Below are 13,844 nucleotides of genomic sequence, written 5' to 3' on the forward strand. Positions count from 1 at the left end.
CCGGGTCGACGCGGTGACTACACTCGCCGCGTGAACGCTGCTCCCACCGTCGGTGTCTTCGCCCTGCAGGGTGACGTGCGCGAGCACCTCGCCGCGTTGGACCGTGCGGGCGTCGACGCGCTGCCCGTGCGTCGGCCCGAGGAGCTGGCCCGCTGTCACGCCCTCGTGCTGCCCGGGGGCGAGTCGACCACCATGGGCAAGCTGGCGCGCATCTTCGACCTCTTCGATCCGCTGGCTGAGCGCATCCGCGGCGGCATGCCCACCTTCGGCACCTGCGCCGGGATGATCATGCTCGCCGAGAAGATCGAGGACGGCACGGACGGGCAGGAGACCTTCGGCGGCCTCGACATCGTGGTCCGCCGCAACGCCTTCGGACGCCAGGTCGACTCCTTCGAGACCGAGCTGGAGTTCAGTGGCATGGACGAGCCCGTGCACGCGGTGTTCATCCGCGCGCCGTGGGTCGAGTCGGCCGGATCGGGCGTCGAGGTCCTCGCGCGCGTTCGCGGGGGCGAGGCCGACGGTAAGATCGTGGCCGTTCGACAGCGCAACATCATGGCAACGTCGTTCCACCCGGAGATGGCGGGCGACGATCGCGTCCACCGCAGCTTCGTCGAGTTCATCGCCCAGTCGTGACTCACCGGTCGTGACGGGGCGCCACCAGGAAGAAGGAGAACGCCATGTCCGGCCACTCCAAGTGGGCGACCACCAAGCACAAGAAGGCCGCGATCGACGCCAAGCGCGGCAAGCTCTTCGCCAAGCTCATCAAGAACATCGAGGTGGCGGCGCGTACTGGTGGACCTGACCCCGACGGCAATCCGACGCTGTACGACGCCATCCAGAAGGCGAAGAAGCAGTCGGTCCCCAACGACAACATCGACCGCGCGGTCAAGCGTGGCGGTGGCGCCGACGGCGGGGGAGTCGACTACACGACGATCATGTACGAGGGCTACGGCCCGAACGGCGTCGCGTTCTTGATCGAGTGCCTCACCGACAACAAGAACCGGGCCGCCATGGAGGTCCGCACCGCGATGACCCGCAACGGCGGCACGATGGCCGATCCCGGATCGGTCTCGTACATGTTCAACCGCAAGGGCATCATCATCGTCCCGGCCGAGCAGGAGGGCGGGCCGACCAACGAGGACGACGTCCTGATGGCCGTGCTCGATGCGGGGGCCGAGGAGGTCAACGACCACGACGGCAGCTTCGAGGTGCTGTGTGAGCCCGGTGACCTCGTCGCCGTCCGCACCGCGCTGCAGGACGCCGGACTGGACTACGACTCCGCGGATGCCTCGTTCGTGCCCAGCGTCACCGTCGAGGTCGACGCCGAGGGGGCCGGCAAGGTGGTCCGGCTGATCGACGCGCTCGAGGACAGCGACGACGTGCAGAACGTCTACGCCAACTTCGACGCGCCGGACGAGGTCATGGCCGACCTCTGATCCCGGCTCGGCCATGATGTGGCCATGGATCGTCACGTGCGCACCCCCGACGGCGTCGGGTGGACCGTGCGCGTGGCGCGTCCGGGCCTGCGGGGGCGCGACGGCGACCTCGTCGTCGGTGGCGGCACCGACGACGGGAGCGGGTTCGGACCGCTGCTGGTCGTCGTCGGCCTGTTGCTGCTCGGCATGCTCAGCCCGGTCCTGGTCAAGAGCGACCGGGCGTGGGTCCTGCTGCTCGTGCCGGCCCTGGTGTTCGCCGGTTGGGTCCTGTTTGCGCGGTACCCGGTCGAGCTGCTGCGCGACGGTTCGCCCGAGCCCCGGTATCGCACCCTCGTCGCCGGGCGGGCCGCCGCGCGCCGCGTCGCCGACGAGCTCGCCGAGGAGATCTCGCGCACACCCGACGCCCAGCTCACCGGCTGAACTCCCCGTCCGCCCCGAGATTTGCTCCCATTTCCACCTCTCAGAGGGTCTGAAAAGTCAGTTTGGGAGCAAATCTCGGGACCGGCGTGGCACCCGAACGGGACTGGGACGACCGCATAGGGTGTCGAACATGCGTTCCCTTCGTGTGCTCGGTGTCGACCCCGGCCTGACCCGGTGCGGCATCGGCGTCGTCGAGGGCAGCGTGGGCCGTCCGCTCGACCTCGTCGACGTCGGTGTCGTGCGCACGCCCGCCGATCTCGACCTCGCCAAGCGACTGCTGCGTCTCGAGCGCGCCCTGGACGAACTCGTCGTCCGGCTGCGGCCCGACGTCGTCGCCGTCGAGCGGGTCTTCAGCCAGCACAACGTCAGCACCGTCATGGGCACCGCCCAGGCCAGCGCCGTCGCGATGCTCGTCGCGGCGCGCCACGGTGTCCCCGTGCAGCTGCACACGCCGTCCGAGGTCAAGGCCGCCGTCACCGGCAGCGGTCGCGCCGACAAGGCCCAGGTGGCCGCCATGGTCGCGCGCCTGCTGCGTCTCGACGCTCCGCCCAAGCCGGCCGATGCGGCCGACGCGCTCGCGCTGGCGATCTGCCACCTGTGGCGCGGTGGGGCCCAGAGCCGTCTGGCCGCGGCCGTCGCGGCGGCGGGGACGGCACGATGATCGCGCACGTGCGGGGGACCGTCGCCACCGTCTCGCTCAACTCGGCCGTCCTCGATCTGGGCGGCGTCGGCTACCACGTCATGTGCACGCCCTCGACGATCGCCGACCTGAGGATCGGGCAGGAGGCCACGCTGTGGACCTCGATGGTCGTGCGCGAGGACTCGATGACCCTCTACGGCTTCGCCGACGCGCAGGAGCGCGACATGTTCGAGCTCGTCCAGACCGCCAGCGGCGTCGGGCCGAAGGTCGCCCAGGCCATGCTCGCCGTCCTGCCGCCGGAGCGGCTGCGCACCGCGATCGCGTCGTCGGACCACGCCACCTTGACCAAGGTGCCCGGCATCGGGCGCAAGGGCGCCGAGCGGATCGTCGTCGAGCTCAAGGACCGGGTCGCCGTCGCCTCCAGCACGTCCGCGCCCGCCGTCTCCGGCTGGCGCGACCAGGTCCACGAGGCGCTCGTCGGGCTCGGCTGGTCGGCCAAGGACGCCGACGCGGCCATCGACCGGGTGGCCGCCGGCGTCGGCGACGAGCCGGACGTCTCCACGATCCTGCGTGACGCCCTGCGATCGATGGACCGAGGCCGGTGAGCATGGACATGGAGGGATCGGACTTCGAGTCGATCGTCGCCGAGGCGGCCGGGCCGCAGGACAGCGCGTTCGAGCAGGCGCTGCGCCCTCGCACGCTCGACGAGCTGATCGGCCAGGAGCGCGTGCGCGAGCAGCTGGCCCTGGTGCTCGACGCGGCGGTCGCGCGCGACCGCACGCCCGATCACGTGCTGCTGTCCGGTCCGCCCGGCCTGGGCAAGACCACGATCGCGATGATCATCGCCAACCAGCTCTCCGCGCCCTTGCGGCTCACGAGCGGCCCGGCGATCCAGCACGCCGGCGACCTCGCCGCGATCCTCTCGGGGATCAACGAGGGCGACGTGCTCTTCATCGACGAGATCCACCGCATGTCCCGGCCCGCCGAGGAGCTGCTCTACATGGCGATGGAGGACTTCCGCGTCGACGTCATCGTCGGCAAGGGGCCTGGCGCCACCGCGATCCCGCTGCAGATCCCGCCCTTCACCGTCGTGGGTGCCACGACACGAGCCGGGCTGCTGCCGGGGCCGCTGCGCGACCGGTTCGGGTTCACGGCCCAGCTGGACTACTACGAGGCGGCCGACCTCGACCGCATCGTGCGCCGCTCGGCCGACCTTCTCGGCCTGCAGATCAGTGAGGACGCCTCGGCCGAGATCGGATCGCGGTCGCGGGGGACACCCCGGATCGCCAACCGGCTGCTGCGGCGCGTGCGCGACTACGCCGAGGTGCGCGCCGACGGCGTGGTCGACCACCGGGTCGCCCGGGCCGCGCTCGACCTGTACGAGGTCGACGAGCTGGGCCTGGACCGCCTCGACCGAGCGGTGCTCGACGCGCTGTGCCGCAACTTCGGCGGGGGACCGGTGGGCATCACCACGCTCGCCGTCGCGGTCGCAGAGGAGCGCGAGACCGTCGAGGAGCTGGCCGAGCCGTTCCTGGTCCGGCTGGGCTTCCTCGCGCGGACCCCGCGCGGCCGGGTCGCCACGGCGGCGGCATGGCGCCACCTCGGCCTCACGGCACCGCCTGAGGCGGGCGCCGGGCAACTGCCGTTCGACGCGGCCGACTAGAGTTCATGCGGTGACTGCCGCTGACTTCATCCCCTTGGCCCTACTGGCCCTCGTCTTCTTCCTGCTCATCATCCGCCCCATGCGTGAGCGTCAGAAGCAGTTCACCGCCCTGCGGCAGATGCAGGACGCCCTCCAGCCCGGCGTTCGGGTCATGATCAGCAGCGGCATCCACGGCACCGTCCGCAGCCTGGACGACGACACCATCGGCCTCGAGATCGCCCCGGGCGTCGTCGTCACCGTCGCGCGCGCCGCGGTCGCCGAGGTCGCGCAGCCGAACGAGCCGACGGAGCCGACGGAATGACCGACTTCCAGCAGGTGGCATCGCGTCTGATCCGCGCGATCGAGGACTGGCCCGAGGACGGTGTCACGTTCCGCGACATCACCCCGCTGCTGGCCGATCCCGCAGGACTCGCCGCGACGGTGGAGGCCCTCGTGGACGCCGCTCGCGCTCTCGGCCCGATCGACGTCGTCGCGGGCGTCGAGGCGCGCGGCTTCCTGCTCGCGCCGTTGATCGCCGAAGCGCTCGGCACCGGCCTCGTGCCGGTCCGCAAGGCCGGCAAGCTGCCGGCCGCGCGGCTCACCGAGGCCTATGCGCTCGAGTACGCCGAGGCCGTCATCGAGATCCACGCCGACGCCGTCACCGAGGGTGCCCGGGTGCTCATCGTCGACGACGTCTTGGCCACCGGCGGCACCCTGGCCGCCGCCGTCCGGCTGTTCGAGCGCGCGGGGGCCGAGGTCGCCGGCGCGCTCGTCCTGATCGAGTTGCCCGCCCTGGGAGGCCGCGACGTGCTCGCCGGCGTTCCCCTGACCGCCCTGTTGGAGTACTGATGAGTCAGCGCACCGTCCGGATCGTCGCCATCATCGCCATCGCCGCGCTCCTGCTGGGCGTGCTGGCGACGGTGATCACCGGCGCCATGTGACGCCGCCTCCGTAGAATGGACTGAAGGAGGCATGCGTGGCTGACCGCACCGAGGGCGCGCCGATCAAGGCGACCGAGTCCAAGAATCCGGACTCGGCGCGCACGTCCGCGCGCGTGCGCAGCCGGCTCGCCCGTATCGGCGGCAAGTCCACCGGCGGAGGAAACCCGGTCCTCGACCCGCTGATCAAGATCTACCGCGACACCCATCCCAAGGGTGACGTCACGTCGATCCAGAAGGCCTACGAGGTCGCCGCGGCGATGCACGAGGGCCAGAAGCGCAAGAGCGGCGACCCGTACATCACGCACCCGCTCGCCGTGGCCACCATCCTCGCCGAGCTCGGCATGACGGCGCCCACGCTGTGCGCCGCGCTGCTGCACGACACGGTCGAGGACACCCCCTACACGATCGAGCAGCTGCGCAAGGACTTCGGCGACGAGGTCGTCCACCTGGTCGACGGCGTCACCAAGCTGGACAAGGTCAAGTACGGCGACTCGGCCCAGTCCGAGACCATCCGCAAGATGGTCGTCGCCATGGCGCGCGACATCCGCGTCCTGGTCATCAAGCTGGCCGACCGGCTGCACAACATGCGCACGCTGCGCTACCTGCGTCAGGACAAGCAGGAGCGCATCGCGCGCGAGACGATCGAGATCTTCGCCCCGCTGGCGCACCGGCTGGGCATGAACATGATCAAGTGGGAGCTCGAGGACCTCGCGTTCGCGACGCTGTACCCCAAGGTCTACGACGAGATCGTGCGACTCGTCGCCGAGCGCGCGCCGTCGCGTGAGGCGTTCCTCGAGCGCGTCATCCGCGACGTCAACTCCGACCTGGGCCACGCCAAGATCAAGGCCCGCGTCACCGGCCGGCCCAAGCACTACTTCTCGATCTACCAGAAGATGTTGGTCCGCGGCCGCGAGTTCTCGGACATCTTCGACCTCGTCGGCGTGCGCATCCTCGTCGAGGACGTCGCCGACTGCTACGCCGTGCTGGGCGTCCTGCACGCCCGCTGGAACCCGATCCCGGGCCGCTTCAAGGACTACATCAGCGTCCCGAAGTTCAACATGTACCAGTCGCTGCACACGACGGTGATCGGCCCGCAGGGCAAGCCCGTCGAGCTGCAGATCCGCACCTACGCGATGCACCGCCGCGCCGAGTTCGGTGTCGCCGCGCACTGGAAGTACAAGGCCGAGTCGCTGGCCGCCGTCGGCGGCAAGGCCGGCAAGGACGGCCCCAGCGGCAACGAGATGGTGTGGCTGCGCGAGCTCGTCGACTGGCAGTCCGAGACCGAGGACTCCACCGACTTCCTGGACTCCCTGCGCTTCGAGATGCAGAACGCGGGCGTCTACGCCTACACGCCGCGCGGCGACCTGATCCAGCTTCCGGCCGGGGCCACTCCGGTCGACTTCGCGTACGCCGTGCACACCGAGGTGGGGCACACGTGCGTCGGAGCCCGCGTCAACGGCCGGCTCGTCTCGCTGGAGTCCGAGCTGCAGAGCGGCGACGTCGTCGAGATCTTCACGTCCAAGTCGCCCACCGCCGGGCCGAGCCGTGACTGGCTCGACTTCGTCAAGAGCCCGCGGGCGCGCAACAAGATCCGCCAGTGGTTCACGAAGGAGCGCCGCGAGGAGGCCATCGACCACGGCAAGGACCTCATCGCCAAGCAGATGCGCAAGGAGGGTCTGCCGATGCATCGCCTGTTCCGGCAGGCGAACCTCGACACGGTGGCCAAGGAGATGGGCTACGCCGACGTCTCCACCCTGTTCGCGGCGGTCGGCGAGAGCAACGTCGGTGCCCAGAACGTCGTCGACCGGGTCATCGACCTGGCCGGCGGACGCGAGGGAGCCGAGGAGGAGGCCGCCGAGGCCACCGCGATGCCCGTGCGCTCCAGCCGCCCGTCCTCGAGGATGCGCGGCGACGCCGGCGTCGAGGTCGTGGGCGTCTCGGGCGACATGCTGGTCAAGCTGGCGCGCTGCTGCACGCCGGTCCCGGGCGACGACATCCGCGGATTCGTCACGCGCGGCTCCGGCATCTCGGTGCACCGCACCGACTGCGCCAACTTCAAGGGCCTGGCGGCGCAGACCGAGCGCGTCGTGGACGTGCGGTGGGTCGCGAACACCAAGACGACGTTCCTCGTCGCGATGCAGGTCGAGGCCCTCGACCGGCCGCACCTGCTGTCCGACATCACCAAAGTGATCTCGGACCAGCACGTCAACATCTTGTCGGCGACGCTCAGCACCGGCCGCGACCGCGTGGCCAAGAGCCGCTTCACGTTCGAGATGGGCGACGCCAAGCACCTGGGATCGGTGCTCAAGGCCGTCAACAACGTGCCGGGCGTCTTCGACGCCTACCGCGTCACCCAGTAGCTCGCCGGACCAATCTCGATACACGGTCTCGCTGCGCTCGCCCGCACTCGATCAGCGGAGCAGCGGCACAGGTGATCGAGTAGCAGGGCGAGGAACGAGCCCGCGTATCGAGATCAGCGGGGCGGGGGAGCGACGTCAGCTGAAGTCGGACGCGGTGCGCTTGGCGATGTCGAGGAAGGCCTGACGCGACTCGAGGTTCTCGCGCAGGTCCTTGATCTTCTTCTGGTCGCCGGCCGCTTCGGCCTTCGCCAGGTCGGCCTCGATCGCGGCGATGGCGTCCTCGAGCTTGGTGATCATGTCGTCCGCGCGGGCCGACTTCTCGGGGTCGGTGCGCTTCCACTCCTGGTCGCCGGCGTCGCGGATCGCCTTCTCGACGACGCGGATGCGGCCCTCGAGCTCCTTGATCTGGTCGCGCGGGACCTTGCCGGCGGCCTCCCAGCGGTCGGCGATGTCGTGCCAGGCGCGACGAGCCGAGTCCAGATCCTTGATCGGCAGCAGTGCCTCGGCCTCGACGAGGATCTCGCGCTTGGCGACCGCGTTCTCGGCGAACTCGGCCTCTTCGGCGGCGTTGGCGGCCTCGCGGGCCGAGAAGAAGACGTCCTGGGCGCTGCGGAAGCGCTTCCAGAGCTTGTCCTCGACGTTGCGGGGAGCCGAGCCGGCGGCCTTCCAGCGCTGCATGAGGTCGCGGTAGGCGCTCGAGGTCGCGCCCCACTCGGTGGAGTTCGAGAGGGCCTCGGCCTCCTCGATCAGCTTCTCCTTGATCTTCTGGGCCTTCTCGCGGCGCTCGCTCTGCTCGCCGAAGTGGGCCTTGCGCTTCTTCGTGTACGCGGTGCGCGCGGTCGAGAAGCGGTGCCACAGCTCGTCGTCGGCGGACTTGCTGAGCCGGGGGAGCGCCTTCCACTCGTCGAGGAGCGCACGCAGCCGGTCGGCGCCGTTGCGCCAGTCCTGGCCGGCGCCGATCTTCTCGGCCTCGTCGACGATGCGGGTCTTGGCCTCGGTGGCCTCGGCGGTGCGCTGCTCGCGCTCGGCCTTGCGCTTGGCACGCAGCTCACCGAGGGAGGGCTCGAGGGCGTCGAGGCGCGTCGACAGCGAGGCGAGGTCGCCGACCGCCTGGGCGTCGACGAGCTGCTCGCGGATCGTCGCGATCGCCTTCGTGGCGTCGTCGGGCGACACCGTGCCGGCCTCGATGCGCTTCTCCAGCAGGTTCACCTCGGTCTCGAGGTTCTCGAACCGTCGCGTGTAGAACGCGAGCGCCTCGTCGGCGTCTCCGCCGGTCACCCATTGTCCGATCAGCCGCTCGCCGTCACCCTCCTTGACGTAGACGTTTCCATCTGCGTCCACACGGCCCCAGTCGCTCATGGCGGTCAGTCTAGGAGGTTCGCGGCACGGTGGCGTCCTCGCGTACCCTGACAGGCGTGCTTCTCACCGCCTTCCCCGCCGGACCACTGCAGGCGAACTGCTATTTCGTCGCCTCGGGACCGGGCCAACCGTGCGCCATCGTCGACCCGGGCCAGCAGTCCGCCGAGGGGGTGCGCGCGGTCGTCGCCGAGCATGAACTGCGACCCGCCGCCGTCCTTGTGACGCACGGACACTTCGACCACATGTGGGACGCCAAGCAGGTCGCCGACGAGTTCGGCTGCCCGCTGTGGATCCACCCGGCCGACCGCCACCTGCTCGCCGACCCGATGGCCGCGATCTCGAACGAGTCCGCCGCGATGCTGCGCGAGCAGATCGGCGACATCGATCCGTCGCAGTTCGGCGAGCCGGCCGACGTCCGCGACGCCGTCGACGGCGCCACGATCGAGGTGGGCGACCTGACGATCACCGTCGACCACTGCCCGGGACACACGCCGGGCACCGTCGCGTACCGCGTCGACTACATCGGCCCCGAGCCCGTCTCGCAGATCATGTTCTCGGGCGACTTCCTGTTCTTCGGCTCCATCGGCCGCACCGACCTGGTCGGTGGCGACCACGCCGAGATGCTGCGCAGCCTGCAGAGCAAGATCCTCACGCTGCCCGACGACGTCGTGGTGCTGCCCGGCCACGGCCAGCAGTCGTCGATCGGTCGCGAGAAGCAGACCAACCCCTTCCTGCTGGAGCTGATGGCATGAGCAAGCTGTCCGGCTTCCCCGAGTTCCTCCCCGCCGAGCGCAACGTCGAGCGCGCCGTGCTCGACCACCTGAGCCGCGTCTTCGAGCTGCACGGCTTCGCCAACATCGAGACCCGCGCGGTCGAGCCTCTCGAGACGCTGCTGCGCAAGGGCGAGATCGACAAGGAGGTCTACGCCGTCCGGCGCCTGCACGCCGACGAGTCCGAGGCCTCCGAGCTGGCGCTGCACTTCGACCTCACGGTGCCGTTCGCGCGCTACGTCGTCGAGAACGCCGGTCACCTGCAGTTCCCGTTCCGCCGCTACCAGATCCAGAAGGTCTGGCGGGGCGAGCGCCCGCAGGCCGGCCGCTTCCGCGAGTTCACCCAGGCCGACATCGACATCGTCGGCGACGGCACGCTGCCGTTCCACTTCGACGTCGAGGTGGCCCGCGTCATGGCCGAGGCGCTGGCGGGTCTGCCGATCCCCGGCCTGTCGATGACGCTGCAGGTCAGCAACCGCAAGGTGCTCGAGGGCTTCTACCTCGGCCTGGGCATCGAGCAGCCGACCGCCGTCATGCAGGTCATCGACAAGCTCGACAAGCTGACGGGCGACAAGATCGCCGACCTGCTGGGCGAGCTGGGACTGTCCGAGGACCAGGCGAACCGCTGCCTGGGACTGGCCGAGATCATCACGACCGACACGTCGTTCGTCCAGCGCGTCCGCGACCTGGGTGTCGAGCACCCGATGCTGGACGAGGGACTGGCCGAGCTGGAGGCCGTCATCGCGGGGTGTGCCACTGTCGAGGGTGTGACCGTCACCGCCGACCTGCGCATCGCGCGCGGACTGGACTACTACACCGGCACGGTCTTCGAGACCCGGGTGGCGGAGTTCCCGGCCCTGGGCTCGATCTGCTCCGGCGGCCGCTACGACCAGCTCGCCAGCGACGGCAAGCGCACCTACCCCGGTGTCGGCCTGTCGATCGGCGTCTCCCGCCTGCTGTCGACCCTCACGACCAGCGGCATCACCGCCAGCCGGTCGGTGCCGTCGGTGGTCCTGGTAGCCGTCAACGACGAGGCGTCCCGCCCCGAGAGCGACGCGATCGCCCAGCAGCTGCGGGCCCGCGGCATCGCCTGCGAGGTCGCCCCCAACGCCCAGAAGTTCGGCAAGCAGATCCGCTTCGCCGAGCGCCGCGGCATCCCCTTCGTCTGGTTCGTCAACGATGACGGACACCAGGCCAAGGACATCCGCACCGGTGAGCAGGTGTCGGCCGATCCCGACGCCTGGACACCCCCCGAGACCGACCTGCGACCGCAGGTGACCCACAAGGAGACGACAGCGTGATCCGCACCCATGACGCCGGGACCCTGACCGCCGCGAACATCGGCGAGAGCGTCACGCTCGCCGGCTGGGTCGCGCGCCGCCGCGACCACGGTGGAGTCGCCTTCATCGACCTCCGCGAGGCCAGCGGCGTCGCCCAGGTCGTCGTCCGCGAGGACGTCGCCCACCAGCTGCGCAACGAGTTCTGCATCAAGGTCACCGGCACGGTCCAGCGCCGTCCCGAGGGCAACGAGAACCCCGCGATCCCCACGGGCGAGATCGAGGTCATCGCCGACGACGTCGAGATCCTCTCGAGGTCCGAGCCGCTGCCGTTCCCGATCGACGAGCACGTGGAGGTGGGGGAGGAGGCGCGTCTCAAGCACCGCTACCTCGACCTGCGCCGCCCCGCCCCGGCCCACGCGATGCGGCTGCGCTCGAAGGTCAACGCCACGGCGCGCCGGGTGCTGGAGGGTCACGACTTCGTCGAGGTCGAGACACCCACGCTGACCCGCTCCACGCCCGAGGGCGCCCGCGACTTCCTCGTGCCGGCGCGTCTGCGTCCCGGCTCCTGGTACGCGCTGCCGCAGAGCCCGCAGCTGTTCAAGCAGCTGCTCATGGTCGGCGGCCTCGAGCGGTACTACCAGATCGCGCGCTGCTACCGCGACGAGGACTTCCGCGCCGATCGCCAGCCCGAGTTCACCCAGCTCGACATCGAGATGAGCTTCGTCGATCCCGACGACGTCATGGCGCTGGCCGAGGAGATCTACGTCGCGCTGTGGAAGCTGATCGACGTCGATCTGCCCACGCCGTTCCCGCGCATCACCTACGCGGACGCGATGAGCAAGTACGGCTCGGACAAGCCCGACCTGCGCTTCGACCTCGAGCTGGTCGAGCTGACCGACTACTTCAAGGACACGCCGTTCCGCGTGTTCCAGGCGCCCTACGTCGGCGCGGTCGTGCACCCCGGCGGCGCCTCGCAGGCCCGCCGCACGCTCGACGGCTGGCAGGAGTGGGCCAAGCAGCGCGGTGCCCGTGGCCTGGCCTACGTGCTGGTCCAGGAGGACGGCACCCTGACCGGTCCGGTCGCCAAGAACCTGTCCGACGCCGAGCGCGAGGGTCTGGTCGAGGCCGTCGGTGCCAAGCCCGGCGACGCCGTGTACTTCTCGGCCGGCCCGGTCAAGAGCTCGCGCCAGCTGCTCGGTGCCGCGCGCATCGAGATCGCCAAGCGCGAGAACCTCATCCCCGAGGACGCCTGGGCCTTCTGCTTCGTCGTCGACTGGCCCATGTTCGAGTCCGTCAGCGAGCTCGACTCCGGTGACGTGGCCGTCGGCGGGGGCGAGTGGACCGCCGTGCACCACGCGTTCACGGCGCCCCAGGATCCCGCGACCCTCGCGACGCCGGGCGAGTCCCTGGCCCAGGCCTACGACATCGTCTGCAACGGCAACGAGGTCGGCGGCGGCTCGATCCGTATCCATCGCGAGGACGTCCAGAAGCGCGTCTTCGAGATCATGGGCATCGGCAATGAGGAGGCCCAGGAGAAGTTCGGCTTCCTGCTCGAGGCGTTCAAGTACGGCGCCCCGCCGCACGGCGGCATCGCCTTCGGCTGGGACCGCACGGTCGCGCTGCTGGCCGGCGCCGACTCGATCCGCGAGGTCATCGCGTTCCCGAAGTCCGGCGGCGGCTACGACCCGCTGACCGCGGCCCCCGCGCCCATCACGCCCGAGCAGCGTGCCGAGGCCGGCGTCGACGCCACCCCGGACGAGGACGAGGACGAGAAGCAGGCATGAGCACCTGGCTGCCTCCGGAGGAGGACCCGCGCCCTCAGGGCAAGCCGGTCGGTGAGCTGGCCACGTACGCCGAGTACCTGGCCTACCACCGGCTGACCTTGCAGCTGAAGTGCGACGGGCTCTCCCCGGAGCAGCTGGCGCAGCGCAGCGTGCCGCCCAGCACGCTGTCGCTGCTCGGTCTCGTGCGCCACCTCGCGTACGTCGAGCACCACTGGTTCGTCCGGGTCGCCCAGCAGTCCGACGAGGAGCCGCTGTTCCTCGAGGCCGACGACCGGGATGCCGACTTCACCGGCGCCGTCGGGACGCAGGAGTGCGTCGATGAGGCGTTCGGGGCGTTGCGCCTGCAGATCGCCCGAGCCGAGGAGTGGCTCGAGGTCCTCGACGACACGGACCTCGGTCGCGAGCTGCCCCACGGCAGTGGCACGATCTCGATCCGCGAGCTGCTGGTCCACATGATCGAGGAGTACGCGCGCCACAACGGGCACGCCGACCTGCTGCGCGAGTCCATCGACGGTCGCACCGGGGACTAGGCGACCTCCTCGATCGCAGCACCCACCGCGGCCGGATCGATCAACTGGTGCAGGTGACCGCCGTCCAGGGTCATCGTGGGCCAGCCCGCCTCCCGGGCGAACCGGCGTTCCGCGGCGTAGGTGTCGCCGAAGGCGAGGTAGGCGGCTGGGCGCTCGGACCACCCGGCAGGGACCGGCACCGTGCTCGTGAAGTACGACAGGGGCAGCCGCTGCTGCTCGGCCGCCACGGTCTCGAACGTGCGCCGGTCGGGGAACAGATCGGCGATGTTCGGCCACCAGTCCGTCCACGGGGGCAGGTGCCCGTCCGGCCCGACGAGACCGCGCAGGAGGTCCAGGATGGGCTCCGGGGCCAGCGACGTCCTGGGCCCGACGCCGAGAGGCAGGGCAGCATCGACGTAGATGGTGCGCTCCACGTCGAGCACGGTGCTGAGCCGCGGTGCATGCAGGCCCGCGTTGCTGTGGGGGACGAGGGTGACCGGGCCGCCCGCGGCCGACCTGACGATCGCGTCGCGCACCCGTTCGGGCGTCCTCGACTGCGTGCCGAAGTCCACCACCGCGGCCGCGTGACCCCGGTCGTGCAGCCAGGACTGCACGGGCCGCCAGGTGGCCGGGCCGAGCAGGGGACTGGGCACGAGGAGGAACATGCTCATCGCGGCCCATTCTCCCTGACAGACGCCAGTAG

15 protein-coding genes are annotated in these 13,844 nt (G+C 70.3%); 13 read left to right on the forward strand and 2 right to left on the reverse strand.

The features are described 5' to 3' along the window. The first annotated feature begins 30 nt into the window (after nucleotides 1-30). The 9 genes from pdxT to H9L21_RS06765 all read left to right on the forward strand — a co-directional run bounded on the left by pdxT (nucleotide 31) and on the right by H9L21_RS06765 (nucleotide 7,439). A complete protein-coding gene (pdxT, locus tag H9L21_RS06725) occupies nucleotides 31-633 on the forward strand; it encodes a pyridoxal 5'-phosphate synthase glutaminase subunit PdxT (RefSeq protein ID WP_187411878.1) in 603 nt (200 codons plus the stop codon). Between the two features lie 44 nt (nucleotides 634-677). Continuing rightward, complete coding sequence (locus H9L21_RS06730; RefSeq protein WP_154595166.1) at nucleotides 678-1,436, forward strand: YebC/PmpR family DNA-binding transcriptional regulator; 759 nt, start codon at nucleotides 678-680, stop codon at nucleotides 1,434-1,436. Nucleotides 1,437-1,460: 24 nt separating this feature from the next. Then, on the forward strand, nucleotides 1,461-1,856 hold the full coding sequence (locus H9L21_RS06735; RefSeq protein WP_154595165.1) for a hypothetical protein: 396 nt from the start codon (nucleotides 1,461-1,463) through the stop codon (nucleotides 1,854-1,856). Between the two features lie 130 nt (nucleotides 1,857-1,986). Further along, nucleotides 1,987-2,517 carry a crossover junction endodeoxyribonuclease RuvC gene (gene ruvC, locus H9L21_RS06740; RefSeq protein ID WP_154595164.1) on the forward strand — a complete coding sequence of 177 codons (531 nt, stop codon included), beginning with the start codon at nucleotides 1,987-1,989 and terminating at the stop codon, nucleotides 2,515-2,517. Next, nucleotides 2,514-3,101, forward strand: a complete 588-nt coding sequence (ruvA, locus tag H9L21_RS06745; protein ID WP_154595163.1) for a Holliday junction branch migration protein RuvA — start codon at nucleotides 2,514-2,516, stop codon at nucleotides 3,099-3,101. Before ruvC ends, ruvA begins: the two co-directional genes overlap by 4 nt. A gap of 8 nt (nucleotides 3,102-3,109) precedes the next feature. After that, nucleotides 3,110-4,159, forward strand: coding sequence for a Holliday junction branch migration DNA helicase RuvB (gene ruvB, locus H9L21_RS06750; protein WP_154596207.1), 1,050 nt, complete (start codon nucleotides 3,110-3,112; stop codon nucleotides 4,157-4,159). A 10-nt stretch (nucleotides 4,160-4,169) separates the two neighbouring features. Next, nucleotides 4,170-4,460: a preprotein translocase subunit YajC gene (gene yajC / locus H9L21_RS06755; RefSeq protein WP_187411879.1), complete on the forward strand. Its 291-nt coding sequence runs from the start codon at nucleotides 4,170-4,172 to the stop codon at nucleotides 4,458-4,460. Continuing rightward, entirely contained in the window at nucleotides 4,457-4,987 is a 531-nt protein-coding gene (locus H9L21_RS06760) for an adenine phosphoribosyltransferase (RefSeq protein ID WP_154595162.1), read from the forward strand. The genes yajC and H9L21_RS06760 overlap by 4 nt, the downstream gene beginning before the upstream one ends. Before the next feature lie 127 nt (nucleotides 4,988-5,114). After that, nucleotides 5,115-7,439 (forward strand): RelA/SpoT family protein, encoded by a 2,325-nt coding sequence (locus H9L21_RS06765; RefSeq protein WP_255467387.1) that lies wholly within the window; start codon nucleotides 5,115-5,117, stop codon nucleotides 7,437-7,439. Between the two features lie 135 nt (nucleotides 7,440-7,574). On the opposite strand, the gene H9L21_RS06770 is transcribed toward H9L21_RS06765, so the two are convergent. Continuing rightward, nucleotides 7,575-8,798 (reverse strand): DUF349 domain-containing protein, encoded by a 1,224-nt coding sequence (locus tag H9L21_RS06770; protein ID WP_154595160.1) that lies wholly within the window; start codon nucleotides 8,796-8,798, stop codon nucleotides 7,575-7,577. 56 nt (nucleotides 8,799-8,854) lie between these two features. Here H9L21_RS06770 and H9L21_RS06775 point away from each other — a divergent pair, with 56 nt between their 5' ends. The 4 genes from H9L21_RS06775 to H9L21_RS06790 are packed head-to-tail and all read left to right on the forward strand — an operon-like array spanning nucleotide 8,855 to nucleotide 13,162. Further along, nucleotides 8,855-9,550, forward strand: a complete 696-nt coding sequence (locus tag H9L21_RS06775; protein WP_187411880.1) for an MBL fold metallo-hydrolase — start codon at nucleotides 8,855-8,857, stop codon at nucleotides 9,548-9,550. Then, a complete protein-coding gene (gene hisS, locus H9L21_RS06780) occupies nucleotides 9,547-10,869 on the forward strand; it encodes a histidine--tRNA ligase (RefSeq protein WP_154595159.1) in 1,323 nt (440 codons plus the stop codon). The genes H9L21_RS06775 and hisS overlap by 4 nt, the downstream gene beginning before the upstream one ends. Beyond that, nucleotides 10,866-12,632: an aspartate--tRNA ligase gene (gene aspS / locus H9L21_RS06785; protein WP_187411881.1), complete on the forward strand. Its 1,767-nt coding sequence runs from the start codon at nucleotides 10,866-10,868 to the stop codon at nucleotides 12,630-12,632. Before hisS ends, aspS begins: the two co-directional genes overlap by 4 nt. Then, complete coding sequence (locus H9L21_RS06790; protein ID WP_154595157.1) at nucleotides 12,629-13,162, forward strand: DinB family protein; 534 nt, start codon at nucleotides 12,629-12,631, stop codon at nucleotides 13,160-13,162. Before aspS ends, H9L21_RS06790 begins: the two co-directional genes overlap by 4 nt. Here the strand turns inward: H9L21_RS06790 and H9L21_RS06795 are convergent. Then, on the reverse strand, nucleotides 13,159-13,812 hold the full coding sequence (locus H9L21_RS06795) for a hypothetical protein (RefSeq protein ID WP_154595156.1): 654 nt from the start codon (nucleotides 13,810-13,812) through the stop codon (nucleotides 13,159-13,161). The two genes, H9L21_RS06790 and H9L21_RS06795, sit on opposite strands and share 4 nt — an antisense overlap. Between the last annotated feature and the right edge of the window lie 32 nt (nucleotides 13,813-13,844).

Origin of the sequence: Aeromicrobium senzhongii, assembly GCF_014334735.1 — a bacterium.
Lineage (GTDB): Bacteria > Actinomycetota > Actinomycetes > Propionibacteriales > Nocardioidaceae > Aeromicrobium > Aeromicrobium senzhongii.